Source organism: Pseudomonas sp. P5_A2_2 (assembly GCF_054177685.1).
This window is the reverse complement of sequence record NZ_JBGCUL010000005.1, coordinates 34,582-60,720: the sequence shown is the minus strand read 5'-3', so window position 1 is coordinate 60,720 and position 26,139 is coordinate 34,582. Positions and strand designations below refer to the sequence as shown.

27 protein-coding genes are annotated in these 26,139 nt (G+C 59.6%); 2 read left to right on the top strand and 25 right to left on the bottom strand.

Features of this window, described 5'->3' with window-relative positions:
* The first annotated feature begins 380 nt into the window (after positions 1-380).
* Positions 381-2,060 (top strand): 2-isopropylmalate synthase, encoded by a 1,680-nt coding sequence (gene leuA / locus ACXRVY_RS01790; protein ID WP_223460266.1) that lies wholly within the window; start codon positions 381-383, stop codon positions 2,058-2,060.
* A 186-nt stretch (positions 2,061-2,246) separates the two neighbouring features.
* Here the strand turns inward: leuA and ACXRVY_RS01785 are convergent, their stop codons facing one another.
* The 21 genes from ACXRVY_RS01785 to trmJ all read right to left on the bottom strand — a co-directional run bounded on the left by ACXRVY_RS01785 (position 2,247) and on the right by trmJ (position 21,039).
* Complete coding sequence (locus ACXRVY_RS01785) at positions 2,247-3,038, bottom strand: amidohydrolase (protein WP_223460264.1); 792 nt, start codon at positions 3,036-3,038, stop codon at positions 2,247-2,249.
* Positions 3,026-4,174 (bottom strand): pyridoxal phosphate-dependent aminotransferase, encoded by a 1,149-nt coding sequence (locus ACXRVY_RS01780; protein WP_223460262.1) that lies wholly within the window; start codon positions 4,172-4,174, stop codon positions 3,026-3,028. Before ACXRVY_RS01780 ends, ACXRVY_RS01785 begins: the two co-directional genes overlap by 13 nt.
* 134 nt (positions 4,175-4,308) lie before the next feature.
* Positions 4,309-5,778, bottom strand: a complete 1,470-nt coding sequence (gene der, locus ACXRVY_RS01775) for a ribosome biogenesis GTPase Der (RefSeq protein WP_108216525.1) — start codon at positions 5,776-5,778, stop codon at positions 4,309-4,311.
* Positions 5,779-5,914: 136 nt separating this feature from the next.
* Positions 5,915-7,066: an outer membrane protein assembly factor BamB gene (gene bamB / locus ACXRVY_RS01770; RefSeq protein ID WP_223460260.1), complete on the bottom strand. Its 1,152-nt coding sequence runs from the start codon at positions 7,064-7,066 to the stop codon at positions 5,915-5,917.
* A complete protein-coding gene (locus ACXRVY_RS01765) occupies positions 7,059-7,700 on the bottom strand; it encodes a YfgM family protein (protein ID WP_223460258.1) in 642 nt (213 codons plus the stop codon). Before ACXRVY_RS01765 ends, bamB begins: the two co-directional genes overlap by 8 nt.
* Positions 7,701-7,741: 41 nt before the next feature.
* Positions 7,742-9,031: a histidine--tRNA ligase gene (hisS, locus tag ACXRVY_RS01760; protein ID WP_223460256.1), complete on the bottom strand. Its 1,290-nt coding sequence runs from the start codon at positions 9,029-9,031 to the stop codon at positions 7,742-7,744.
* A gap of 38 nt (positions 9,032-9,069) precedes the next feature.
* Positions 9,070-10,179 (bottom strand): flavodoxin-dependent (E)-4-hydroxy-3-methylbut-2-enyl-diphosphate synthase, encoded by a 1,110-nt coding sequence (gene ispG, locus ACXRVY_RS01755; RefSeq protein WP_003185136.1) that lies wholly within the window; start codon positions 10,177-10,179, stop codon positions 9,070-9,072.
* 3 nt (positions 10,180-10,182) lie between these two features.
* Positions 10,183-11,202 (bottom strand): RodZ domain-containing protein, encoded by a 1,020-nt coding sequence (locus ACXRVY_RS01750; protein ID WP_223460254.1) that lies wholly within the window; start codon positions 11,200-11,202, stop codon positions 10,183-10,185.
* Complete coding sequence (gene pilW, locus ACXRVY_RS01745) at positions 11,202-11,960, bottom strand: type IV pilus biogenesis/stability protein PilW (RefSeq protein ID WP_223460252.1); 759 nt, start codon at positions 11,958-11,960, stop codon at positions 11,202-11,204. The genes ACXRVY_RS01750 and pilW overlap by 1 nt, the downstream gene beginning before the upstream one ends.
* Positions 11,961-11,972: 12 nt before the next feature.
* The gene (rlmN, locus tag ACXRVY_RS01740; RefSeq protein WP_223460250.1) at positions 11,973-13,121 is read right to left on the bottom strand and encodes a 23S rRNA (adenine(2503)-C(2))-methyltransferase RlmN; all 1,149 of its coding nucleotides are present in this window, start codon (positions 13,119-13,121) and stop codon (positions 11,973-11,975) included.
* A 28-nt stretch (positions 13,122-13,149) separates the two neighbouring features.
* Positions 13,150-13,575, bottom strand: coding sequence for a nucleoside-diphosphate kinase (ndk, locus tag ACXRVY_RS01735; RefSeq protein ID WP_007982755.1), 426 nt, complete (start codon positions 13,573-13,575; stop codon positions 13,150-13,152).
* An 88-nt stretch (positions 13,576-13,663) separates the two neighbouring features.
* Positions 13,664-13,864: a Fe-S cluster assembly protein IscX gene (iscX, locus tag ACXRVY_RS01730; RefSeq protein WP_007973999.1), complete on the bottom strand. Its 201-nt coding sequence runs from the start codon at positions 13,862-13,864 to the stop codon at positions 13,664-13,666.
* 14 nt (positions 13,865-13,878) lie between these two features.
* Positions 13,879-14,220, bottom strand: a complete 342-nt coding sequence (fdx, locus tag ACXRVY_RS01725; RefSeq protein ID WP_223460248.1) for an ISC system 2Fe-2S type ferredoxin — start codon at positions 14,218-14,220, stop codon at positions 13,879-13,881.
* A gap of 2 nt (positions 14,221-14,222) precedes the next feature.
* On the bottom strand, positions 14,223-16,085 hold the full coding sequence (hscA, locus tag ACXRVY_RS01720) for a Fe-S protein assembly chaperone HscA (RefSeq protein ID WP_223460246.1): 1,863 nt from the start codon (positions 16,083-16,085) through the stop codon (positions 14,223-14,225).
* 51 nt (positions 16,086-16,136) lie between these two features.
* Entirely contained in the window at positions 16,137-16,658 is a 522-nt protein-coding gene (hscB, locus tag ACXRVY_RS01715; RefSeq protein ID WP_223460244.1) for a co-chaperone HscB, read from the bottom strand.
* Between the two features lie 8 nt (positions 16,659-16,666).
* Positions 16,667-16,990 (bottom strand): iron-sulfur cluster assembly protein IscA, encoded by a 324-nt coding sequence (gene iscA / locus ACXRVY_RS01710; RefSeq protein ID WP_003227904.1) that lies wholly within the window; start codon positions 16,988-16,990, stop codon positions 16,667-16,669.
* 34 nt (positions 16,991-17,024) lie between these two features.
* Positions 17,025-17,411, bottom strand: a complete 387-nt coding sequence (gene iscU, locus ACXRVY_RS01705; protein ID WP_007974006.1) for a Fe-S cluster assembly scaffold IscU — start codon at positions 17,409-17,411, stop codon at positions 17,025-17,027.
* 83 nt (positions 17,412-17,494) lie between these two features.
* Positions 17,495-18,709 (bottom strand): IscS subfamily cysteine desulfurase, encoded by a 1,215-nt coding sequence (locus ACXRVY_RS01700; protein WP_223460241.1) that lies wholly within the window; start codon positions 18,707-18,709, stop codon positions 17,495-17,497.
* 50 nt (positions 18,710-18,759) lie between these two features.
* Positions 18,760-19,251 (bottom strand): Fe-S cluster assembly transcriptional regulator IscR, encoded by a 492-nt coding sequence (iscR, locus tag ACXRVY_RS01695; protein ID WP_007982741.1) that lies wholly within the window; start codon positions 19,249-19,251, stop codon positions 18,760-18,762.
* A 238-nt stretch (positions 19,252-19,489) separates the two neighbouring features.
* The gene (gene cysE, locus ACXRVY_RS01690) at positions 19,490-20,266 is read right to left on the bottom strand and encodes a serine O-acetyltransferase (protein WP_223460239.1); all 777 of its coding nucleotides are present in this window, start codon (positions 20,264-20,266) and stop codon (positions 19,490-19,492) included.
* Positions 20,267-20,268: 2 nt separating this feature from the next.
* Positions 20,269-21,039, bottom strand: coding sequence for a tRNA (cytosine(32)/uridine(32)-2'-O)-methyltransferase TrmJ (trmJ, locus tag ACXRVY_RS01685; RefSeq protein ID WP_223460237.1), 771 nt, complete (start codon positions 21,037-21,039; stop codon positions 20,269-20,271).
* Between the two features lie 146 nt (positions 21,040-21,185).
* Here trmJ and suhB point away from each other — a divergent pair, with 146 nt between their 5' ends.
* Positions 21,186-22,004, top strand: coding sequence for a type III secretion system regulator SuhB (gene suhB, locus ACXRVY_RS01680; RefSeq protein ID WP_007982736.1), 819 nt, complete (start codon positions 21,186-21,188; stop codon positions 22,002-22,004).
* Between the two features lie 250 nt (positions 22,005-22,254).
* Here suhB and ACXRVY_RS01675 read toward each other — a convergent pair whose 3' ends face one another.
* The 4 genes from ACXRVY_RS01675 to yajC form a co-directional block, all read right to left on the bottom strand.
* Positions 22,255-22,803 carry a glycine zipper 2TM domain-containing protein gene (locus tag ACXRVY_RS01675; RefSeq protein WP_223460234.1) on the bottom strand — a complete coding sequence of 183 codons (549 nt, stop codon included), beginning with the start codon at positions 22,801-22,803 and terminating at the stop codon, positions 22,255-22,257.
* 120 nt (positions 22,804-22,923) lie between these two features.
* A complete protein-coding gene (gene secF, locus ACXRVY_RS01670) occupies positions 22,924-23,838 on the bottom strand; it encodes a protein translocase subunit SecF (protein ID WP_108216509.1) in 915 nt (304 codons plus the stop codon).
* A gap of 9 nt (positions 23,839-23,847) precedes the next feature.
* Complete coding sequence (gene secD, locus ACXRVY_RS01665) at positions 23,848-25,716, bottom strand: protein translocase subunit SecD (protein ID WP_108216508.1); 1,869 nt, start codon at positions 25,714-25,716, stop codon at positions 23,848-23,850.
* 64 nt (positions 25,717-25,780) lie between these two features.
* Positions 25,781-26,116, bottom strand: coding sequence for a preprotein translocase subunit YajC (gene yajC / locus ACXRVY_RS01660; protein ID WP_007982729.1), 336 nt, complete (start codon positions 26,114-26,116; stop codon positions 25,781-25,783).
* Between the last annotated feature and the right edge of the window lie 23 nt (positions 26,117-26,139).

Here is a 26,139-nt window from a genome sequence, read left to right as displayed (position 1 = left end):
CGAGCTTGCTCGCGATGGCAATATCACAGACACCGAAAGCAGTCCGGCAGTGTCACCTCATCAATTGCGCACCACTCAAACCTCGCGCAAACAACAAAACAAACACTGCCATTCACAGCAATAAAATCTCGATAAATACCCGCTCACGAGTATTCCTCTCAATTTTTTTCGACTGCTTGCCAACCTTCACCCCCGCGGTTAGGGTTGAAGGCATGAAAACCTCTCACACCCTCATTCAGCTCCGCCAGCACCGCAGCCTGTGCCTTGTCAGCGCACGACTGCCGGGCTGAATCGTGGTGCCTCGTCCCAAGCGTAACTCCAAGAACTTTTGATCCACCGGCAGGCCGCCTTTTTTCGGCCCAGACAATAAGGATTTCCCGATGAGCATGCTCAAAGACCCGTCTTCGAAATACCGCGCGTTCCCGACCATCGACATCCCGGACCGCACCTGGCCATCGAAGACCATCACCGCCGCGCCGATCTGGTGCAGCTCGGACCTTCGTGACGGCAACCAGTCGCTGATCGAGCCGATGGACGCGGTCAAGAAGCTGCGCTTCTGGAAAACCCTGGTGCAGGTCGGCGTGAAGGAAATCGAAGCGTCGTTCCCGGCTGCCTCGCAAACCGACTTCGACTTCGTCCGCACCCTGATCGAAGGCAACCACATCCCTGACGACACCACCATCCAGGTGCTGACCCAGGGCCGTGAAGACCTGATCGAACGCACCTTCGAATCCCTGCGCGGCGCGAAGAAAGCCATCGTTCACCTGTACAACGCGACCTCCCCTTCCTTCCGCCGCATTGTCTTCAACCAGGACAAGGACGGGGTCAAGGCCATCGCCGTGAACGCCGCCAAGCTGTTCGTCAAATACGCCGCCCAGCAGCCGGACACCGAGTGGACCTTCGAATACTCGCCAGAAACCTTCAGCGCCACTGAGTTGGAGTTCGCCAAGGAAGTCTGCGATGCGGTGATCGAAGTCTGGAACCCGACGCCCGAGCACAAGATGATCCTCAACCTGCCGGCCACGGTGGAATGCGCGACCCCGAACATCTATGCCGACCAGATCGAATGGTTCGGCCGTCACATCAACCGTCGTGACAGTGTGATCATCAGCCTGCACACCCACAACGACCGTGGCACTGGCGTTGCTGCCACCGAACTGGGCCTGATGGCTGGCGCCGACCGTGTCGAAGGCTGCCTGTTCGGCAACGGCGAGCGTACCGGTAACGTCGACCTCGTGACCGTGGCCCTGAACCTCTACACCCAGGGCGTGAACCCTGAGCTGGACTTCTCCGACATCGACGGCGTGCGCAAAGTCGTCGAAGAGTGCAACCAGATCCAGGTGCACCCGCGCCACCCGTACGTCGGCGACCTGGTGCATACCGCGTTCTCCGGCTCGCACCAGGATGCGATCCGCAAGGGCTTCGCCCAGCAGAAACCGGACGAGTTGTGGGAAGTACCGTACCTGCCGATCGACCCGGCCGACATCGGCCGCAGCTACGAGGCGGTCATCCGCGTCAACAGCCAGTCGGGCAAGGGTGGCATCGCCTACCTCCTGGAACAGGAATACGGCATCAGCCTGCCGCGTCGCATGCAGATCGAGTTCAGCCAAGTTGTGCAGCGTGAAACCGACCGCCTCGGCCTGGAAATGACCGCCCAGCAAATCCACGCGCTGCTGCACAGCGAGTACCTGCAGGCCAACACCCCGTACGCGCTGGTCAGCCATCGCCTGCAGGAGGAAAACGGTCATAGCGCCGTTGAAGTGGAAGTGGCCAGCCAGGGCCAGGGCGAGACTAACCTGCACTGGCGCGGCAAGGGCAACGGCGCCCTGGAAGCGCTGGTGGCCGGCCTGCCGGTACCGGTGGAAATCATGGACTACAACGAGCACGCCATCGGCGCGGGCACCAATGCCAAGGCCGCGGCCTACATTGAACTGCGTGTGAACGGCGAGCGCGCGGTGCATGGCGTCGGCATCGACGAAAACATCACCACCGCGAGCTTCAAGGCCCTGTTCAGTGCGCTGAACCGTTCGCTGAGCCAGCCGGAAGCGAAAGCGGCGTAAGCCATCAGCCGAAAAGCAAAAGGCCCTGGGGTGTGAACCTCGGGGCCTTTTTGTTTGCCTGTCCGTTTTGTGTTGCCTGTCCCAGCCCCATCGCGAGCAAGCTCGCTCCCACAGTGTCCGCGTTCACACCGATCCACTGTGGGAGCGAGCTTGCTCGCGATGGCGGTCTATCAGGCAACAAAAATCTCAGGTGAACTGAAAGGTATCGGCATCCAGATTCGCCGGAAACCGCTGCCGATACGCCGCCAGTTCCACCGCATCCAAAGTCACCTTGAACACCCCGTCCGCCTCTCCGGCACTGAGCAGCGTCTCACCCTGGAAATCCAGCACCTGACTGTCACCCGTGTACGCAAAGCCTTTGCCATCCGTGCCAATGCGGTTCACCGCTGCTACATAGCACAGGTTCTCGATCGCCCGCGCCGGCAACAAGCGGTTCCAGTGCTGGCGCCGTGCACCTGGCCAGTTGGCGGTGTACAGCAGCAGGTCGGTGTCCTGGGCGTCGCGGCTCCACACCGGGAAGCGCAGGTCGTAGCAAATCAGCGGTCGCACGCGCCAGCCCTTGAGCTCGAACTGCACCTGGCGTTCGCCGGGGGTGTAGTGGTTGTGCTCACCGGCCATGCGGAACAGGTGACGCTTGTCGTAATGCAGCACCTCACCGTCCGGTCGCGCCCACAGCAGGCGATTGCGATGGCTGCCATCGGCCGCCTGAACGATCACGCTACCGGTAATCACTGCATCAAGTTGCGCCGCCTGAGCACGCAGCCATTTGCTGGTCGGACCATTTTCCGCTTCAGCGAGGGTCTCGGACTCCATGGAAAAACCGGTAGTGAACATTTCCGGCAGGATGATCAGGTCAGCGCCACGAGCCTGCTCCAGCAGTGGCTCGAAATGCTCCAGATTGGCCTGACGGTCGTGCCAGGCCAGGGACGTCTGGATCAGCGCCACGTTCAGATTGGACAATGCACTCAGATCACGCATAGTTTTTCCGCTGCTTCCCGCAGGGTCTCCTCACGCTTGGCAAAACACAGCCGCACCAGGCGCTGGCCTTCTGGCGGCGTCTGGTAGAACACGGAAATCGGGATACTCGCCACGCCATGCTCGCGCGTCATCCACAGGGCCATCTCGACGTCATTGAGGTCCGGGCGGATCTGCGAGTAATCGACCAGCTGGAAGTAAGTACCGGCCACGCGAGTAAAACTGAAGCGTGACGGCGTCAGCAGATCGCAGAACAGATCGCGCTTGGCCTGATAGAAGTCCGGCAGCTCTTCGACGTGTTCAGGATGCTCGGCCATGAAATCGGCCAAGGCATACTGCAGCGGTGTCACGCCGCAGAAACTGACGTACTGGTGCACCTTGCGCAATTCCGCCGTCAGGGCCGGGGGCGCGATCACGTAGCCGGTTTTCCAGCCGGTGACGTGGTAGGTCTTGCCGAACGAACTGACCACGAATGCACGCTGATACAGCTCTTCATGGGCCAGCACGCTGACGTGGGGTACGCCGTCATACACCAGGTGCTCGTAGACTTCGTCGCTGATCACATAGATATCGCGATCACGGATCAACGCTGCCAACTGGTCGAGTTCGGCACGGCTGATCAACGCACCACTAGGGTTGTGCGGAGTGTTGAGAATGATCATCCGCGTGCGCGGACTCATTGCCTCGGCGAGCTTCTGGAAGTCGATGCTGAAATCGTTCAGGCCCAGCTGCACATGTACACAACGACCGCCGGCCAGTTCTACCGAGGGCTCGTAGCTGTCGTAGGCCGGGTCAAACACAATGACTTCGTCACCGCTGTGGATAACTGCCTGGATGGCGCAAAAGATCGCCTGGGTCGCACCGGGGGTGACCGTCACTTCGTTATCGGCATCGACCTTGACACCATAGCTGCGGGCGATCTTCGCCGCGATCTGCTGACGCAACACCGGCAGCCCGGTCATTGGCGAATATTGGTTATGGCCGCTGGCGATATGCCGGCCGACCGCATCGCACAGGGCCTGCGGGGCAGCGAAATCGGGGAAGCCCTGGGACAGATTGAGCGCGCCGGTCTGTGCCGCGAGCTGAGACATCTGAGTGAAGATAGTGATGCCGACATTCGGCAGCTTGCTGGTGATCATCGGTGGTTCCCTGCTCTACACCCGGCTCTACGGCGGCGCGGGGGAGTCCGAGGATAGCCCAAACGGCGCCCATAAAAAAAGGGCGCTCTGGTGAGCACCCTTCTTATCGCCGAGCTCCTACATGAAGTGATGAATCACTTCTTGTCGCGGCGCTTCTTGTCGGCTTTCTTGTGGTGCGACATCAAGCGACGCTTCTTGTTGACCTGACGGTCGGTGAGCGTGTTCTTGTTGCCTTCGTACGGGTTCTCGCCACCCTTGAACTCGATGCGGATCGGCGTACCGACCAGCTTCAGGACACGACGGTAAGTGTTTTCCAGGTAACGAACGTAAGACTTCGGCACCTTCTCGATCTGGTTACCGTGAATCACGATGATCGGCGGGTTCGCACCACCCAAGTGGGCGTAACGCAGCTTGATCCGGCGGTTGTTGACCATCGGAGGGGCGTGCTCACCGACTGCATCTTCCAGGATCTGGGTCAGGCGGTTGGTCGGCCAGCGGGTTACTGCGGATTTGAACGAGTTCTGTACCGAGGCGTAGAGGTTGCCCACGCCGGTGCCGTGCAGTGCCGAGATAAAGTGAATATCGGCAAACTCGACGAAGAACAGGCGACGCTGCAACTCGATCTTGACGAAGTCGCGCTCGCTTGGCGTCATGCCGTCCCACTTGTTGATCGCGATGACCAATGCACGACCGGCCTCGAGGGCAAAGCCCAGCAGGTTGAGGTCGTGGTCCACCACGCCTTCGCGGGCGTCCATCACGAAGATCACCACGTTGGCGTCTTTGATCGCTTGCAGGGTTTTGACCACGGAGAACTTTTCGACTTCTTCGTGGATCTTGCCGCGCTTGCGCACACCGGCKGTGTCGATCAGCGTGTACTTCTCGTCATTACGCTCGAACGGGATGTAGATACTGTCGCGGGTGGTACCGGGTTGGTCATAGACGATGACCCGGTCTTCGCCGAGCATGCGGTTGACCAGGGTCGACTTGCCGACGTTCGGACGGCCGATGATCGCGATCTTGATCCCGTCTTTTTCGCTTGGGCCAGGAATGCGCTTGGCTTCCTCGCCTTCGGCGACGTCTTCTTCCTCGCCTTCTTCCGGCTCTTCTTCGTCTTTCGGGAATTCGCTCAGGGCGATTTCCAGCATCTGAGTAATGCCACGACCATGAGCGCCAGCGATCGGGATCGCGTGTCCCATGCCCAACGGAGCGAATTCGGCGCGGGCCATTTCAGGGTCGATGTTGTCGACCTTGTTGGCAACCACATAGGAACGCTTGTTACGTTTGCGCAAATGCTCGGCGATCATCTGGTCGGCGGCGGTAAAACCGGCCTTGGCATCTACCAGGAACAGCACGACATCCGCTTCTTCAATGGCCAGCAGCGATTGCTCGGCCATTTTTTCGTCCATACCGTGCTCGTCACCGGAGATACCACCGGTGTCGACCAGAATGTAGGAACGCCCTTGCCACTTGGCCTCACCGTACTGGCGATCACGGGTCAGACCGGACAAGTCGCCGACGATGGCATCACGAGTCCTGGTCAGGCGGTTGAACAAGGTGGACTTGCCGACGTTTGGTCGGCCCACCAGGGCGATTACGGGAACCATGCGGCTCTCCACTTCGTTATTTCAGAAAATACAAAAGCCGCTGCGTGGCAGCGGCTGGTGCTCGGGGCAGCGCCTGAAAGCGCTGCAAACCCCGGTAAACCGGAGCCGCCTGGGGGGTTAACCCCAAGCATAGTCGTTACTTGATGGTCAGGGCTTCCAGTTTGCCGCTGTTGCCATATACATAAATCGTGTCACCCATCACCAGCGGACGGGCACGCAGGCCGTCGCTGTCGATGCGCTCGCGGCCGACGAAACGACCGTCCACCTGACTCAGCAGGTGCAGGTAACCTTCCAGGTCACCGACTGCAACGTAGCTGGAGAACACTTCCGGGGCCGACAGTTGACGACGGGCCAGCGAATCGTTGCTCCACAAGGCTGTGGTGGAACGCTCGTCGACGCCTTCAACGGTGCCCGAAGACAGGCTCACATAAACGGTGCCCAGACCCTGGGCGACACCGGAGTAGCTGGAAGCATCACGCTGCCAGAGCTGACGGCCGCTTTGCAGGTCCAGAGCGGCAACGCGCCCCTGATAGCTGGCGACATACAGCGTCTCGCCCGACAGCAGCAAGCCACCGTCGATATCGACCACACGCTCCAGCTCCGAACGACCTTGCGGGATCGCTACGCGCTGCTCCCACACCGGTACGCCGTTGGAGATATCCACGGCAACCACTTTACCGGTCGACAGGCCAGCCACCGCGAGGCGGTTGGTCACGATCGGCGCACTGGTACCACGCAGGGTCAGTACCGCAGGCGTGCTGTCATAGATCCAGCGACGGTTACCGGTGGAGGCATCCAGGCCGATCAGGCGATCATCCTGAGTCTGAACCACCACAACGTCACCGTTGTTGGCTGGCGGAGCCAGCACTTCGCTGGACACGCGAGCGCGCCACTTCTCTTCACCGTTGATAGCGTCCAGGGCAACGATTTCACCCTTGAGCGTACCGATGGTGACCAGACCGTAACCTACGCCAACGGCGCCGGAGACAGGCAGCTCGAGATCTTTCTTCCACTTGACGTCGCCCGTGTTGCGGTCCATCGCCATCAACACGCCAGTGACGTCGGCAGCATAGATGGTATCGCCATCGATGGCCGGAACCAGCATGTTGTAGGTTTCGCCCTGACCGTCACCGATCGAACGGCTCCACTGCTTGTGCAGAACCACTTCTTCCTTGAAGTCGACCAGTTCGGCCGGAGGCAATTCTTTTTTGCTGTTGCTGCTGCAACCCGCGGCCAACAAGGCCAGGGCCAGCAATGCTGCATGTTTCCAACGAATCACGTCACGCATCCCCTTTGGCCAGGTCGTCCAGCTTGATTTGCAGGCCACCGACCGCCGCTTCATCCGACAGTGCCGCCTTGGCTTTTTGATACGCCGCGCTCGCCTCATCGGTACGACCCAACTGCACCAGCAGGTCGCCCTTGAGCTCTTCGCGAGTGGCCAGGAATGCCTTGTCGGCATCGCCTTCGAGCAGCTTCAGTGCTTCGTCGGCCTTGTTCTGCGCGCCGAGTACCTGGGCCAGACGCTGACGGGCGATTTCGCCCAGCGCCGGGTTGGCCGGTTTGTCGACAATGGCTTTGAGCTCGCTGGCAGCGTCGTCCAGCTTGCCGCTGTCGACCGCAACCTTGGCCACGAACAGGCTGCCGTACTGCGCGTAGGCGCTGCCGCCGAACTCGCTGTTGAGCTTGCGGGCCAGGTCCGAAACACGGGCCGCATCAGGCTTGCCGTCAGGCGTCAGCGTGGTTTCGAGCAATTGCTGATAGAGCATCGAGGCGCCTTGCGACTGATTGCTCTGATACTTGTGGAACGCCTGCCAGCCGAACACGATGACCAGCGCCAACAGGCCGCCAGTGACCAGGGGCTTACCGTTGCGTGACCACCATTCCTTCAATTCCGCCACATGTTCGTCTTCGGTACTCGACACCCCAATACTCCTTAATCGCTAATTCGGCTGTTTAGACAGCTTCAACCCTGCACGACGCAGGTGGCCAGGTGAGCGGCAAGCGCATCCCAGGCAATGCTTTGTTGTTCGCCCTGGCCACGCAGGGGTTTGAAACCTACCACTTGCCGGGCCATTTCGTCGTCACCGAGGATCAGCGCATACAGCGCGCCGCTCTTGTCGGCTTTCTTGAACTGGCTTTTGAAACTGCCGGCGCCGGCATTCACTTGCAGGCGCAGGTTGGGCAACTGATCACGAACGCGCTCTGCCAGGGTCAGGCCGGCGAGCTCGGCGGCTTCACCGAAGGCGCAGAGGTAGACGTCGACCTGACGGGAGATCTCTTGCGGGATCTGCTCCAGGGTTTCCAGCAACAGCACCAGGCGTTCGATGCCCATGGCAAAACCAACGCCGGCGGTCGGCTTGCCGCCCATCTGCTCCACCAGACCGTCGTAACGGCCACCGGCACATACGGTGCCCTGGGCGCCGAGCTTGTCGGTGACCCACTCGAAAACGGTCTTGCTGTAGTAATCCAGCCCGCGAACCAGCTTCGGGTTGATCACGTAAGGAATGCCGGCAGCGTCCAGGCGAGCCTTGAGGCCCTCGAAATGCACGCGGGATTCTTCGTCGAGGTAGTCGGCCATTTTCGGCGCATCGACCAATACCGCCTGGGTATCGGCGTTCTTGGTATCAAGAACCCGCAGCGGGTTGGTTTTCAGGCGACGCTGGCTGTCTTCGTCGAGCTTGTCCATGTGCGCCGAGAGGAACTCGACCAGTGCTTCGCGATAACGACCACGGGATTCGCTGGTACCCAGGCTGTTGAGCTCGAGTTTTACCGCATCGCGGATGCCCAGTTCGCCCCACAGGCGCCAGGTCAGCACGATCAGCTCGGCGTCGATGTCCGGACCGTCGAGGTTGAACACCTCCACGCCGATCTGGTGGAACTGGCGATAACGGCCTTTCTGCGGACGCTCGTGGCGGAACATCGGGCCGATGTACCAGAGCTTCTGAACCTGGCCACCGCCGGTGATGCCGTGTTCCAGCACTGCGCGCACACAGGCCGCCGTGCCTTCAGGGCGCAGGGTCAGGGAGTCGCCGTTGCGGTCGTCGAAGGTGTACATCTCTTTTTCGACGATGTCGGTCACTTCACCGATGGAACGCTTGAACAGTTCGGTGAACTCGACGATCGGCATGCGGATCTGCTTGTAACCGTAGTTATCCAGCAGCCGCGAAACGGTGCCTTCGAAATGACGCCACAGGGGGGTCTGTTCGGGCAGGATGTCGTTCATGCCACGAATGGCTTGCAGAGACTTGCTCACAAAAATTCCTTAATTCGTTCGGCTCTTTTTAGCCAGGCTTAGCCGCGCGCAATAACGGCAGCGTCAGCTTCGACCTTTTCGGCCGCTTTCTGGCGGATCAAGCGTTCAAGCTCATCCACCAGATTGTCATTCGTCAGTTTCTGCGACGGCTTGCCGTCGATGTAAATCAGGTTCGGCGTGCCACCGGTCAAGCCAATATGGGCTTCCTTGGCTTCGCCCGGACCGTTGACCACGCAACCGATGACCGCGACATCCAGCGGTACCAGCAAGTCTTCGAGGCGCCCTTCCAGCTCGTTCATGGTCTTGACCACATCGAAATTCTGCCGCGAGCAGCTCGGGCAGGCGATGAAGTTGATGCCACGGGAACGCAGGTGCAGGGATTTGAGAATGTCGTAGCCGACTTTCACTTCCTCGACCGGGTCGGCCGCCAGCGAGATGCGGATAGTATCGCCAATCCCTTCGGCGAGCAGCATACCGAGGCCCACGGCAGATTTCACCGTGCCGGAACGCAAACCACCGGCTTCAGTGATGCCCAGGTGCAGCGGCTGGACGATTTCCTTGGCCAGCAGGCGGTACGCTTCGACGGCCATGAACACGTCGGAGGCTTTCACACTGACCTTGAAATCCTGGAAGTTCAGGCGCTCAAGGTGCTCGACGTGACGCAAGGCAGACTCGACCAGTGCAGCCGGGGTCGGCTCGCCGTATTTCTTTTGCAGGTCCTTTTCCAGGGAACCGGCGTTCACGCCGATACGGATCGGGATCCCGCGGTCACGGGCGGCATCCACCACCGCACGCACGCGGTCTTCGCGGCCGATGTTGCCCGGGTTGATCCGCAGGCAATCGACACCCAGTTCAGCTACGCGTAGAGCGATCCGGTAGTCGAAGTGAATGTCGGCAACCAAGGGTACTTTGACAAGCTGCTTGATCTTGCCGAAGGCTTCGGCGGCGTCCATGTCCGGTACGGAGACCCGCACGATATCGACGCCGGCCGCTTCCAGACGATTGATTTGCGCGACAGTGGCCGCGACATCGTTGGTGTCGCTGTTGGTCATGCTCTGCACAGCGATAGGTGCATCGCCGCCAACAGGCACGTTACCGACCCAGATCTTGCGGGATTCGCGACGTTTGATTGGAGATTCGCCGTGCATGACTTATTGACCCAACTTCAGGCGAGCAGTCTCGCCACTGGTGAACGGAGCGACATCAACCGGCTGGCCGTTGTAGCTGACCTGAGCGCCGCGGGCAAAGCCCAGACGCACGGTAAACGGTGGTTTACCATTGACTGCCAGGCTGTCGCCTTTGCGTTTGAGACCGCTGAACAGCACCTTGCCGCTACCGTCGGTCACTTGTGTCCAGCAATCGGCGGTGAACTGCACCTTGACCTGGCCTTGACCGGCCACTGGCGCGGTTACCGCTGGAGCAGGAGCGCTCGGGGCTGCCGGAGCAGTCACGACCGGGGCCGGGACGGCAGGCACCGCCGGCGTCACTGGCGCCGCGACAACTGGCGCCGGATTGTGAGCGGGTGCGGCTGGTGTTGCCGGCGCAGCAGGGACGGCCGGCGCAGTCGCCTGAGCATCCGCCGGCACTTCAGCCGGAGTGTCGGCCTGTGGCAGCACGAGGACGGTTCCGCCTTCGGTCTGACCTTCCACGACGGCCTGGTCTTCCGGCTCGTCCAGCGGATGAATCTGCGTAGTACCGTCGGCGCCTTCGACTTCAACGTGTTCCGGAACCAGCCCGATCAGGTCCTTGGTACGCATCGAGGTCTGATCCTGCCACCAGACGAAACCGCCACCGATCACCGCGATCAGCAACAGCAGGCTGACGATTCGCAGGATGGTGTGGGAAACCCGGACCGGCTCTTCGATACGACCCAGACTGTGAACACTGCTGCCCTGGGAGTCGGTACCGGTGGATTGATCGAATTGCTTGACCAGTACGGCCTGGTCCATGCCGAGCAATTTGGCATAGGTACGGATATAACCACGGGCAAAAGTATGCCCGGGCAACTTGTCGAAAGCGCCGGCTTCCAGATTGCTCAGGGAAGTGGTGGTGAGGTTGAGCTTGAGGGCCACTTCGGCCAGCGACCAGCCATTGCTTTCGCGGGCCTGGCGCAAAATCTCACCGGGGTTAACGCGATTCGCTGCTACAACTTCAGGATGCGCCGCTTTCATCATTGCTCCGACAGGTATTGCTGATATTCCGGCGTACCGGGATAGAGTCTTTTTAGTTGCAGGCCTTTGCTTGCGGCCTTGTCGCGGTCTTCGAACACTTTTGCCAGCCGAACGCCGAGCAACAGACTACGTGCATTTTGTTCGGAGAGCTGGCTAAAACGGTCGTAATAATCACGCGCGGGCACATAATGCCTGTCTTCGTAAGACAACTCAGCCATTTCCAGCAATGCACGAGGTTGTTGGCGGTTCAGGCGCAGGGCTTTTTCCAGTTGCTGCAGGGCCAGATCACGCTGACCGAGCATTGCAGCGGTCATGCCCAGGTTCTCGAACACCCGCGAACGCTCAGGATACAGTGTATCGGCGGCGGCTTGTTCAAAGCGCTCGTAGGCTTCCTTGTAACGTTTCTGCTCGAACAGAAAACTGCCGTAGTTATTGAGGATTCGTGCATCGGCGGGACGGGAAGACAGTGCCTTGCGAAAATGCTCGTCGGCAAGTGCAGGTTCCATCTCGGCCTGGAACACCAGCCCCAGTGCCGCATTGGCATCCGGGTCGGAGCCATCCAGCTCCAACGCTTTCTTCAGCGGAACCTTGGCGCGCTCGGTCATGCCTTGTTGCAAATACCCGATACCCAACTGAACGTACGCCTCACGCGCTTCATCGCGGCCCTTGCTGGTCTTCATCGGGTTGTAGTCACCCGAAAGCACGCAGCCAGCACACAGGCTGGCCAACAACAAAAGCAGCGCAAAGCGCAGGGACATAGAGATCCTCTCTTAGTTATTGTTCGCAGCGTTCGTCGCCAGATCGCTGTCGGCGTTCAACTCACGCACGGCGATGTAACGTTCGCTGCGACGGGTGCGATCCAGCACCTGCCCTACCAATTGACCACATGCGGCGTCGATGTCTTCACCACGGGTGGTGCGGACGGTGACATTGAAACCTGCATGGTGAAGCTGATCCTGAAAACGACGAATGGCGTTGTTGCTCGGACGCTCGTACCCGGAGTGCGGGAACGGGTTGAACGGGATCAGGTTGATCTTGCACGGGATGTTCTTGAGCAGCTCGATCATTTCCACCGCGTGCTCGACCTTGTCATTGATGTCTTTGAGCAAGGTGTATTCGATGGTCAGCACGCGCTTTTCGCCGAGATTCGACATATAGCGCTGGCACGACTCGAGCAGCATCTTAAGCGGATACTTCTTGTTGATCGGCACCAATTGGTTACGCAATGCGTCATTGGGTGCGTGCAGGGACAACGCCAGGGAGACGTCGATGTGCTTGGAGAGCTCATCGATCATCGGCACCACGCCAGAGGTCGACAGGGTCACACGGCGCTTGGAAATGCCGTAGCCCAGGTCGTCCATCATCAAATGCATGGCCGCGACGACGTTGTCGAAGTTCAGCAGCGGCTCACCCATGCCCATCATCACCACGTTGGTGATGGCACGGTCGACGGTTGCCGGGACGCTGCCAAAGGATTTGTTGGCAATCCACACCTGGCCGATGACTTCGGCGGCGGTGAGGTTGCTATTGAAACCTTGCTTGCCGGTGGAGCAGAAACTGCAATCCAGGGCACAGCCTGCCTGGGACGAAACGCACAAGGTGCCGCGTTTGCCCTGGGGAATGTATACGGTCTCGACGCAGCTGCCGGACGCCACGCGCACCACCCACTTGCGGGTGCCGTCGCTGGAGATGTCCTCGCTGACCACTTCCGGACCACGGACCTCGGCAACAGTCTTGAGCTTTTCGCGCAAGGCCTTGCTGACGTTCGTCATGGCATCGAAATCATCGACACCAAAGTGGTGAATCCATTTCATTACCTGACCGGCACGGAAACGCTTCTCCCCGATTGAGTCGAAGAATTTTTCCATTTCCAGCTGAGTCAGACCCAGCAGGTTAGTTTTTACAGTCGATGTAGTCATGGATTCACCTTCACTCTTAAGCCAATGCTTAGCGAGTGGTTACTTCAGTAGCTGCGAAGAAGTATGCGATTTCGCGAGCGGCAGCGGCTTCGGAGTCCGAACCGTGAACAGCGTTGGCGTCGATGGAGTCAGCGAAGTCAGCACGGATGGTGCCGGCAGCAGCTTCTTTAGGGTTGGTAGCACCCATCAGCTCACGGTTCAGAGCGATAGCGTTTTCGCCTTCCAGAACCTGAACGACAACCGGACCGGAGATCATGAAAGCAACCAGGTCGTTGAAGAAACCACGAGCGCTGTGCTCAGCGTAGAAGCCTTCAGCTTCGGCTTTGGACAGTTGCTTCAGTTTCGAAGCTACAACGCGCAGGCCAGCTTTTTCGAAACGAGTGGTGATCTCGCCGATAACGTTTTTTGCAACTGCGTCAGGCTTGATGATGGAGAAAGTACGTTGAACAGCCATGGTGTAACTCCAGAAACGGTAATTTACGAAAAATTAAACCCGCGAATTATACGCGGGTTCTCGGGTATTGCCTAACCTGCAGCGTGGCTCAGTCGCGTTCTTCGATCCAGTGGGCCTGAATGGCCTCCAGGATCTTCTCGCCACAATGCTCAGGCATATCGTCGAAATCGGGCAATTCCATCACCCATTTACGCAGATCGACGAAGTTGACCGACATAGGGTCCACGTCGGGCTTGCTTTCAGCCAGCTGGATCGCGATCTCCAGCACATCAGTCCACTTGAGTTTCATGACAATTCCTTGAATCAGTGCGCTGCTTCGGCTGCGTGATTGAGCGAGTACTTCGGAATCTCGACGGTCAGGTCTTCGGTGCCGACCTTGGCCTGGCAACCCAGGCGCGATTGAGCTTCGAGCCCCCATGCCTTGTCAAGATAGTCCTCTTCCAGCTCGTCAGCCTCTTCCAGCGAGTCGAAACCCTCGCGGATGATGCAGTGACAGGTGGTGCAGGCGCAGACGCCGCCACAGGCACTTTCCATCTCGATATGGTGCTCATGGGCCAGCTCGAGGATGGAAATACCCGTCTCAGCCTCCACGACCATGCCTTCCGGGCAAAACTTTTCGTGTGGCAGAAAAATGACCTGCGGCATCGTTATTCCTCAATCTCATTCAGGTTGCGCCCCGCCAGCGCGGCTTTCACCGTCGAATCCAGGCGGCGGGCGGCAAAGGCGTCGGTCACTTGCGACAGACGCTTGGTCTGCTGCTCGATGGCGTAACCATCGGTACCTTTCATCAGCTCGCTCAGTTCCTGCACCTGCAGGTCGATGACCATGCGCTCGTCGGCGTCGAGCAAGCGCTCGCCATCAGCCTCCAGAGCAGCCTGTACCGCTTCGATCAGGCGCTGGGCGTCGACCTGTTGCTCGCGCAATACGCGGGCAACCTTGTCGTCATTGGCGTGCTGGAACGAATCCTTGAGCATCTTGGCGATTTCGCCGTCGGTCAGGCCGTAGGACGGCTTGACCTGGATGCTGGCCTCGACGCCCGAACCCAGTTCGCGGGCGGAAACGCTGAGCAGACCGTCGGCATCGACCTGGAAGGTCACGCGAATCTTCGCTGCGCCAGCCACCATCGCCGGAATCCCGCGCAGCTCGAAGCGAGCCAGGGAGCGACAGTCGCTGATCAGCTCGCGCTCACCCTGCAACACGTGAATCGCCATGGCCGACTGGCCGTCTTTATAAGTGGTGAAGTCCTGGGCGCGGGCAACGGGGATGGTGGTGTTGCGCGGAATCACCTTCTCCATCAGGCCGCCCATGGTTTCCAGCCCCAGGGACAACGGAATCACATCCAGTAGCAGCAATTCGCTGCCATCGCGCTTGTTACCGGCCAGGGTATCGGCCTGGATCGCAGCGCCAATCGCTACCACTTGATCCGGGTCGATTTCAGTCAACGGCTCACGGCCGAAGGCTTCGGCGACGGCTTCGCGAACGCGAGGTACGCGCGTCGAACCACCGACCATGACCACGGCAAGCACGTCTTCCAGTTCGATCCCGGAATCACGCACCGCACGGCGGCAGGCTTTCAGGCTGCGGGCAACCATCGGCTCGATCAGCGCATTGAAGGCTTCACGAGTGAGTTCAGCCTTCCAGTCGCCATAAGCGACTTCGACGGTCGCAGAGTTGGTCAGCGCTTCTTTTGCCGCACAAGCAGTCTGCAGCAGGTTGCGTTGCACGCCCGGGTCGAGATCGGCGGACAGGCCAGCGCTCTCGATGATCCAGCCAGCGATCGCGTGGTCGAAGTCATCGCCACCCAAGGCGCTGTCGCCGCCAGTGGCCAAAACTTCGAAGACACCGCCGGTCAGGCGCAGAATCGAAATATCGAAGGTGCCGCCGCCCAGGTCGTAAATCGCGACCAGGCCTTCGGCGTGCTGATCCAGACCGTAAGCCACAGCGGCGGCGGTCGGCTCGTTGAGCAAACGCAGCACGTTCAGACCGGCCAGCTTGGCCGCATCCTTGGTAGCTTGACGTTGAGCGTCGTCGAAATAGGCCGGAACGGTGATGACCGCCCCCACCAATTCACCACCCAAGGTCGCTTCGGCGCGCTGACGCAGAACCTTGAGGATATCGGCGGACACCTCGACCGGGCTTTTCGGGCCCTGGATCGTGTCGATGAACGGCATGTGCGACTCGCCATCGACAAAGCGGTACGGCAACTGATCACCCAGCTGCTTGACGTCGGACAGACCACGACCCATCAAGCGCTTGACCGACAGCACGGTGTTCAACGGATCGGTGGCGGCGGCCAGCTTGGCGGATTCGCCAACCTCGACGCGATCGGCGTGGTAGCGCACGGCAGACGGCAGGATAACCCGCCCTTCTGCGTCGGCAAGTGGCTCGGAAAGACCACTGCGCAATGCAGCGACCAGCGAATTGGTAGTGCCCAAGTCGATCCCCACAGCCAGACGACGCTGGTGCGGTTGAGGACTTTGGCCGGGTTCGGCGATCTGCAGTAGGGCCATCGTTATCAGGACTTATCTGTATATCAGGCGTGCGACCGGAGCGGCACTGGGTTAATCGTCGAGGCGCTCTTCTAACTGGCGCACTTCGTAGGTGAGCTTGTCGAGGAACTGCATGCGCCGCATCAGGCGTTCGGCCCGTTCACGTTGCGCGGTATCGTTCCAGCAAGCTGCGAAGCTTTGGTTCAGTTCATCCTGGGCAACCTTCAGGCGACGCTTGAAGACGGCAACGCCATTGAGGTCGGCGCTGTCCTGCAGGTCTTCGAGCTCTTCGCGCAACTCCATCTGTTGCAACAGGAACTCCGGATCATGCACCGTGACCTCCAGCGGCAACTCGCCCCCATTCAGGGCGAGCAGGTAGCGCGCGCGCTTGGGCGGACTCTTGAGCGTCTGGTAGGCCTCGTTGAGGCTCGCCGATTGCTCCAGGGCCAGCCGCTGCTCACGCTCGGAAGCGTCGGCAAAGCGGTCCGGATGAACGCTGCGCGCCAACTCACGGTAGCGCGTAGCCAGCTGATCGAGGTCCAGATCGAAACTCGGTTGCAGCTCAAATAAAGCGAAATGACAAGGAGTACCCACGACAAGCCTCAGATGTTGAAGCTTTCGCCGCAGCCACATTCACCGCGCACGTTGGGGTTGTTGAACTTGAAGCCTTCGTTCAACCCTTCCTTGACGAAATCGAGCTCGGTGCCGTCCAGGTAAGCCAGGCTCTTCGGGTCGATGATCACTTTTTCGCCGTGACTTTCGAACACCTGGTCCTCTGCAACCACCTCGTCGACAAACTCCAGCACGTAGGCAAGGCCGGAACAGCCTGTGGTGCGAACACCCAGACGAATCCCTTCACCTTTGCCGCGCCCGTCGAGGGAGCGCCGCACGTGTCGAGCAGCCGCTTCTGTCATGCTGATAGCCATCGGTGACTCCTTACTCGTCGCCAAAACTCGAAAATCAGATCAAGCCTTTCTTCTGCTTGTAATCGCGAACAGCCGCCTTGATGGCGTCTTCAGCGAGTACCGAGCAGTGAATTTTCACTGGCGGCAGGGCCAGCTCTTCAGCCAGCTGAGTGTTCTTGATGGTTTCTGCTTCGTCCAGGGTCTTGCCCTTCATCCACTCGGTGGCGAGGGAGCTGGAAGCGATAGCCGAACCGCAGCCGTAAGTCTTGAACTTGGCATCTTCGATGATGCCGGCGTCGTTGACCTTGATCTGCAGGCGCATCACGTCGCCGCACGCCGGAGCGCCGACCATGCCGGTGCCGACATCAGGATCTTCCGCGTCCATCTTGCCGACGTTGCGCGGGTTTTCGTAGTGGTCGATGACCTTTTCGCTGTAAGCCATGATTCTCAATCCTCACTCATCAGAGAGTCGCTCTTTGAGCCCCGTCACCATCGTGAGCAGGGCTGGTTCGCGGCGACTTGAAATCAGTGTGCCGCCCACTCGATTTTCGAAATGTCGACACCGTCTTTGTACATATCCCACAGCGGCGACAGAGCGCGCAGCTTGGTAACGGCCTCGCAGACTTTCTGCGCGGCGTAGTCGATTTCTTCTTCGGTAGTGAAACGGCCGAAGGTGAAACGGATCGAGCTGTGTGCCAGTTCGTCGTTGCGGCCCAGGGCGCGCAGTACGTACGAAGGCTCAAGCGATGCCGAGGTGCAGGCCGAACCGGACGATACCGCCAGATCCTTGAGCGCCATGATCAGCGACTCGCCTTCAACGTAGTTGAAGCTCAGGTTCAGGTTGTGCGGAACGCGGGCGGTCATGCTGCCGTTGACGTACAGCTCTTCCAGGTGCTCGACCTGCTTGTAGAAACGGTCGCTCAACGCCTTGATGCGCGCGTTCTCGGCAGCCATGTCTTCCTTGGCTACGCGGAAAGCCTCGCCCATGCCAACGATCTGGTGGGTCGCCAGGGTGCCGGAACGCATGCCGCGCTCGTGGCCGCCACCGTGCATGGTCGCTTCGATACGTACGCGCGGCTTGCGGCTTACGTACAGGGCGCCGATGCCTTTAGGACCGTAGGTCTTGTGGGCGGAGAACGACATCATGTCGACTTTCAGCTTCGAAAGGTCAATCTCGACCTTGCCAGTGGACTGAGCGGCGTCGACGTGGAACAGAATGCCCCTGGAACGGGTCAGTTCGCCGATCGCTGCGATGTCGTTGACGGTGCCGATTTCGTTGTTCACGTGCATGACCGAAACCAGGATGGTGTCGTCGCGCAGTTCGGCTTCGATCATCTCCGGGGTCACCAGGCCGTCAGTGCGAGGCTCGATGTAGGTCACTTCAAAACCTTCACGCTCCAGTTGGCGCATGGTGTCCAGGACAGCCTTGTGCTCAATCTTGGTGGTGATCAGGTGTTTGCCCTTGGTGGCATAGAAATGCGCCGCACCCTTGATTGCCAGGTTGTCGGATTCGGTGGCACCGGAGGTCCAGACGATTTCACGCGGATCGGCGTTGACCAGGTCGGCGACCTGACGACGGGCGTTTTCGACGGACTCTTCGGCTTTCCAGCCGAACACGTGGGAACGGGACGCCGGGTTACCGAAGTTTCCGTCGACCAGCAGGCATTCACTCATTTTTTGCGCGACACGCGGATCAACCGGGGTGGTCGCAGAGTAATCAAGGTAAATCGGCAATTTCATGGACTATCTCCTAAATCAGGCTGGCTGGCGTGCCGCTAGCTCTTCGGCTGTCATTCGACGGCGGACGCTTCAATCTTGTCCAGGCGTGGCACCTTGCTGTTGCAACGGCGCTGGTCCTGACGCTGGGCTACTTCTTGCACCTCACGGCGAGTCACAAGGTCAGCCAAGCTGATACCGCTCAGAAATTCGTGAATCTGCAGGCTCAGATCGCACCACAAGTGGTGAGTCAGGCAAGTGTCGCCGGAATGGCAATCACCCTGCCCCTGGCATTTGGTTGCATCGACCGATTCGTTCACTGCATCGATCACCTGGGCGACCTGGATGCCCTGCATATCGCGGGACAATTGGTAGCCACCGCCCGGACCACGCACGCTGGACACCAGATTGCTGCGGCGCAGCTTGGCGAAAAGCTGTTCGAGGTAGGACAGGGAGATGCCTTGGCGCTCGGAGATATCGGCCAGGGACACGGGCCCGTGCTGCGCGTGCAACGCCAGGTCAAGCATGGCGGTCACGGCGTATCGGCCTTTTGTAGTCAGTCGCATGGACAATTACCACGGAGTTCGGAATGAGGCGAGTATGCAATTCCCGAGTATTTAAGTCAACTATAAGACCTAGTACTTTAGTCAGGTTTACCCGCAAAAGAGCGGCAGCATCATAGCAAAGGCTGGCTGAGAACAGCCAGCAGTACCGAGTCATCGTTCATCGCGAGCAGGCTCACTCCTACAGGGAAACGCATTTCAAATGTAGGAGTGAGCCTGCTCGCGATAAGGTCAACTCGGTTTAACTGGCCTGACTCTGATCCTTGTCCTTCACACAGGCGAAATCTTCTTCGCGCAGCTCAGGCAGATCTTTCGCACAGTAATTGCTGCCCAGATCTTTCAACGCCCCGCACATGCCCTCCAGACGACCATCGACCGCCTGCAGGTGATCGAGCAACTGGTTAATGGCGCGAGCCACCGGGTCAGGCATATCTTCAGTCACGCCGTAGGCATCAAAACCGATCTTCTCGGCCATGGCCTTGCGCTTGGCGTCCTGCTCTTCGTCGGGTTTGACGATGATCCGCCCCGGAATCCCCACCACAGTGGCGCCCGGTGGCACCTCTTTGGTCACCACGGCGTTGGAGCCGACCTTCGCACCCGCACCAACAGTGAACGGGCCAAGCACCTTGGCGCCGGCACCGACAACGACACCATCACCCAGCGTCGGGTGGCGCTTGCCCTTGTTCCAGCTGGTACCACCGAGGGTCACACCCTGATAAATAGTCACGTCATCGCCAATTTCGGCGGTTTCACCGATGACGATGCCCATGCCATGGTCAATGAAGAAGCGACGCCCCACCTTGGCGCCCGGATGAATCTCGATCCCGGTCAACCAGCGACCGAAGTTCGACACCAGCCGCGCCAGCCATTTCAGGTCCATGTGCCACAGCATCGCCGACAAACGGTGAATCCAGATGGCATGCATGCCGGGGTAGCAGGTCAGGACTTCAAAAGCGTTACGCGCCGCCGGGTCTCGGTGGAATACGCTCTGGATATCTTCACGCAAACGCTCGAACATCATTAATCCTTCCGGTTTAGTAGCTCACCACGGGCCGCTTTCTGGGTTTCCGTGAGGATGCCACGCAAAATATTCATTTCCGCCCGGCTGACCGAGCTGCGTCCGTACAACCGGCGCAGGCGCGCCATCAAGTGCCGTGGCTTTTCCGGGTCGAGGAACTCGATGGCCACCAGGGTCTGCTCCAGGTGCTCATAGAATCGCTCCAGCTCATCCATGGTCGCAAGCTCAGCGCTTTTCACCGAGGCCACTTCTTCCTTCTCGACCTTGCTCGGCTGACCTTGGGCGGCCAGCCAGGACATGCGCACTTCATAGCTCAACACCTGCACCGCCGCCCCAAGGTTCAGCGAGCTGAACTCAGGGTCTGATGGAATGTGCACGTGATAATGACATCGCTGCAGCTCTTCATTGGTCAGGCCGGAGTCTTCACGACCGAACACCAGGGCGATTTGGGCGCCCTGCCCGGCCTCCTCAACCACTTTCGTTCCGCATTCGCGGGGATCGAGCAGCGGCCAGGGAATGCGCCGGTCGCGGGCACTGGTACCGAGCACCAGATTGCAGCCGACCAAGGCATCTTCCAAGGTGGCGACGACTTGCGCGTTTTCAAGGATGTCACCGGCACCGGAGGCACGGGCATCGGCCTCGTGATGCGGGAACAGACGAGGCTCGACCAGCACCAGCCGCGACAGCCCCATGTTCTTCATGGCACGCGCAGCCCCGCCGATATTGCCCGGATGGCTGGTATTGACCAGGACGACACGAATGTTTTGCAGCAAGGGAGGCGCTCTCGAACACGATAATCGGGAGCGGAATCTTACAGCGCTGGCTACCGTTAAGCCATGAAAGCGAACGTCGTCCTTCTCCTGTAGAAACTTTCTGATAGAATGCCCGGCTTTCTTTAACAACCTTAGGTGACACATCCATGCAGCCCATGCTGAATATCGCGCTGCGCGCCGCCCGCAGCGCCAGTGAATTGATCTTCCGCTCCATCGAGCGCCTGGATACCATCAAGGTCGACGAAAAAGACGCCAAGGATTACGTATCCGAGGTGGATCGCGCTGCCGAACAGAAAATCATCGATGCACTGCGCAAGGCCTACCCGAATCACTCGATCATGGGTGAAGAAACCGGCATGCACGCCGGCACCGGCATCGAAGGCGAAGAGTACCTGTGGATCATCGATCCGCTGGACGGCACCACCAACTTCCTGCGCGGCATTCCTCATTTCGCTGTCAGCATCGCCTGCAAATACCGTGGCCGCCTGGAACACGCCGTTGTTCTCGACCCGGTTCGCCAGGAAGAATTCACCGCCAGCCGTGGTCGCGGTGCTCAACTGAACGGTCGTCGCCTGCGCGTCAGCGGCCGCACCAGCCTGGACGGCGCCCTGCTGGGTACCGGCTTCCCGTTCCGTGACGACCAGATGGACAACCTCGACAACTACCTGGGCATGTTCCGCGCCCTGGTTGGCCAGACCGCCGGCATCCGCCGCGCAGGTTCCGCGAGCCTGGACCTGGCCTACGTGGCCGCCGGCCGTTTCGACGCCTTCTGGGAGTCGGGCCTGTCCGAGTGGGACATGGCTGCAGGCGCCCTGCTGATCCAGGAAGCCGGCGGTTTGGTGAGCGACTTCACCGGCGGTCACGACTTCCTTGAGAAAGGCCACGTCGTTGCCGGCAACACCAAATGCTTCAAGGCAGTGCTGACGGCGATCCAGCCGCACCTGCCGGCCTCGCTGAAGCGCTAAGCTTCCAGCGACAGAGAAAGCACCCTTCGGGGTGCTTTTTTTATGCCTGGAATTTGCCCTTCAAAACACCACAAACCCCTGTGGGAGCGAGCTTGCTCGCGATAGCGATGTAACTGTCACCTCATATGCTGAATGTGACACCGTCATCGCGAGCAAGCTCGCTCCCACAGAGGGTTAGCGGTGATGCATAAATCGCGCACACAAAAAAAGCACCCCGCAGGGTGCTTCTTTTTTATCCAACATCAGCAGATCACTGGGCCGCCTGATTCTCCGACAAGATCAGCTTGCCTTCCTTATCCACCGGAATCTGGTTGCCTGGATCACGATCCATGCGCACTTTGCCTTCCTTGCCGTCCAGCGAATACCGCACGTCGTAACCTACAACCTTGTCACTGATGTCGTTAACCGTGTTACAGCGGGTCTGGGTGGTGGTGTAGGTATCACGCTCTTGCATGCCTTCCTGCACCTTGTTGCCGGCGTAACCACCACCGACAGCGCCCGCGACCGTGGCGATCTTCTTGCCGGTACCGCCACCAATCTGGTTACCCAGCAGACCACCTGCCAATGCACCGACCACCGTACCGGCGATCTGATGTTGATCTTTCACCGGCGCCTGCCGGGTGACCGTTACATCCTTGCATACTTCACGTGGAGTCTTGATTTGTGTCTTGACCGGCTCAACGGCGAGTACTTGTGCGTACTCTGGGCCGCTTTTAACCAGGCTGTAGGTGGCCACAGCACCCCCGGCAGTTACACCGACAGCACCCAGTACAGCACCAACCAGCATCGACTTGTTCACATGAACCTCCTGGACCATCACATGCGGAACGTGTCCGCGCTTCTCCCTGCCTTGGAGCACAAAAAAAGGCGCGAGTTCAACTCGCGCCTTTTTGGATGACACCGCTTAAGGATTGCTCCCTCAAGGACGGTCGTCGACTTCCTTCTCGGTATTGGCCGGAGGAATCAGATCCTCGGTGCTCAGGTTCAGCCAGATCAGCACCACGTTCGCGATGTAGATCGACGAGTAAGTACCCGCCAGAACACCGATGAACAGGGCGATGGAGAAACCGAACAGGTTGTCGCCGCCGAAGAACAGCAGGGCCGCGATCGCCAACAAGGTGGAGATCGAAGTCGCCATGGTCCGCAGCAGGGTTTGCGTGGTCGAGATGTTGATGTTCTCGATCAGGCTGGCCTTGCGCAGTACACGGAAGTTCTCGCGAACCCGGTCGAATACCACGATGGTGTCGTTGAGCGAGTAACCGATGATCGCCAGTACCGCTGCCAGCACCGTCAGGTCGAAGGTGATCTGGAAGAACGACAGGATACCGACAGTCACGATAACGTCGTGGATCAGGGACACGATCGCGCCGACCGCAAACTTCCACTGAAAGCGGAAAGCCAGGTAGATCAGGATACCGCCCAGCGCCATCAGCATGCCGAGGCCGCCCTGGTCGCGCAGCTCTTCACCCACCTGCGGGCCGACGAACTCGACACGCTTGACCGTCGCCGGGTTCTCGCCGCCCACCTTCTGCAAGGCTTCGGCTACCTGGTGCCCCAGTTGCGGGTCTTCGCCAGGCATGCGCACCAGCAGGTCGGTAGTTGCACCGAAGTTCTGCACGATGGCTTCGTGATAACCCGCGGTCACCAGTTGCTCACGCACCTTGGTGACATCGGCCGGACGCTCGTAGGTCAGCTCGATGAGCGTACCGCCGGTGAAGTCCAGACCCCAGTTCATGCCCTTATGGAAGACACTGAATATTGCCAGTGCGGTAAGGAACAATGTGACGCCGAACGCAAAGTTGCGAACGCCCATGAAGTTGATTGTACGTAACATGGCAGCCCCTTAAATCCACAACTTCTTGAAGTCACGACCGCCGAAGATCAGGTTGACCATCGCGCGGGTCACCATGATGGCCGTGAACATCGAGGTAAAGATCCCGAGGGACATAGTCACTGCGAAGCCCTTGACCGGGCCGGTGCCCATCGCAAAGAGGATGCCGCCGACCAGCAAGGTGGTCAGGTTGGCGTCGAGAATCGCGGTGAATGCCCGGCCGAAGCCTTCATTGATTGCGCGCTGCACGGTCATGCCGGCGGCGATCTCTTCACGGATCCGCGAGAAGATCAGTACGTTGGCGTCGACCGCCATACCCATGGTCAACACGATACCGGCGATACCCGGCAGGGTCAGCGTTGCACCCAGCAGCGACATCAGGGCCAGCAGCATCACCATGTTCACCGCCAGAGCGACGGTGGCGATCAGGCCGAAGAAGCGGTAGATGGCCATGATGAACAGCGAGACGAACAGCATGCCCCACAGCGATGCATCGATACCCTTGGTGATGTTGTCGGCACCCAGGCTTGGGCCGATGGTGCGCTCTTCAGCGAAGTACATCGGTGCAGCCAGACCACCGGCACGCAGCAGCAGCGCCAGTTCGGACGATTCGCCCTGGCCGTTCAGGCCGGTAATGCGGAACTGCGCACCCAGCGGCGACTGGATGGTCGCCAGGCTGATGATCTTCTTCTCTTCCTTGAAGGTCTGAACCGGCACGTCTTTCTCGACGCCGTTGACCATCTGCTTGGTGTAAGTGGTGATCGGACGCTGCTCGATGAAGATCACCGCCATGCTGCGACCCACGTTCGAACGGGTCGCACGGTTCATCAACTCGCCGCCGTGACCGTCCAGACGAATGTTCACTTCCGGCGTGCCGTGCTCGCCGAAGCCAGCCTTGGCGTCAGTCACCTGGTCACCGGTGATGATCAGGCCACGTTCGATCAGCGCAGGAGGACGCTTGCCCTCACGGAACTCGAATTCCTCGGAAGTGGCTTTCGAAGCACCCGGCTCGGCAGCCAGACGGAACTCCAGGTTGGCCGTCTTGCCGAGGATACGCTTGGCTTCGGCGGTGTCCTGCACGCCTGGCAGCTCAACCACAATGCGGTTGGCGCCCTGGCGCTGAACGATCGGTTCGGCAACACCCAGCTCGTTGACGCGGTTACGTACCGTGGTCAAGTTCTGCTTGATGGAGTATTCACGGATTTCCGCCAGCTTGGCCGGGGTCATCGCCAGACGCAGCACCGGTTGACCATTGAGGTCGGCCGGAACAATGTCGAAATCGTTGAAGTTCTTGCGGATGATCGAACGAGCCTGTTCGCGGCTGTCTTCATCAGCGAAGCCCAGCTGGATGGCACCGCCCAGTTGCGGCAGGCTGCGATAGCGCAGCTTCTCTTTACGCAGCAGGCTCTTGACGTCGCCTTCGTAGACTTTCAGGCGTGCGTCGAGGGCTTTTTCCATGTCCACTTCCAGCAGGAAGTGCACACCACCGGACAAGTCCAGACCCAGCTTCATCGGGTGCGCAGCGAGGTTGCGCAGCCATTGCGGGGTGGTTTGTGCCAGGTTCAGCGCGACGACGTAGTCATCACCCAATGCCTTGCGTACGACGTCCTTGGCCGGCAGCTGGTCTTCAGCCTTGGTCAGGCGAATCAGCCCGCCCTTGCCGCCGGCAGCCAGGGTGGCAGCCTTGACGTTGATCCCGGATTCCTTGAGCGCAGCGCTCACACGGTCCAGATCAGCCTGATTGACCTGCAGCGCCGTGCTGGCACCGCTGACCTGAATGGCCGGGTCATCAGGATAAAGATTGGGAGCGGAATAAATCAGACCGACCGCCAGCACCGCCAGGATCAGAATGTATTTCCACAGAGGATATTTGTTCAGCATCACGCCGCCCGTTTATGACGCGGGGCGCCTTGCGCGCCCCGTCGATTGAAGATGAAGTTGAAACTTAGATCGCTTTGAGCGTGCCTTTTGGCAGCGTGGCGGCAATGGCGCCTTTCTGGAACTTCATTTCGACAGTGTCGGAAACTTCCAGAACGACGAAATCGTCGGCCACTTTAGTGATCTTGCCGGCGATGCCGCCGGTGGTCACAACTTCGTCGCCTTTCTGCAGGCTGCTCAGCAGGTTCTTCTGCTCTTTGGCGCGCTTGGCCTGTGGACGCCAGATCATCAGGTAGAAGATGACCAGGAAACCGACCAGGAAAATCCACTCGAAACCGCCACCCATTGGGCCCGCAGCAGGTGCAGCGGCGTCAGCCATGGCATTAGAGATAAAAAAGCTCATTTAGCACTCCAGTTGCAAATGTT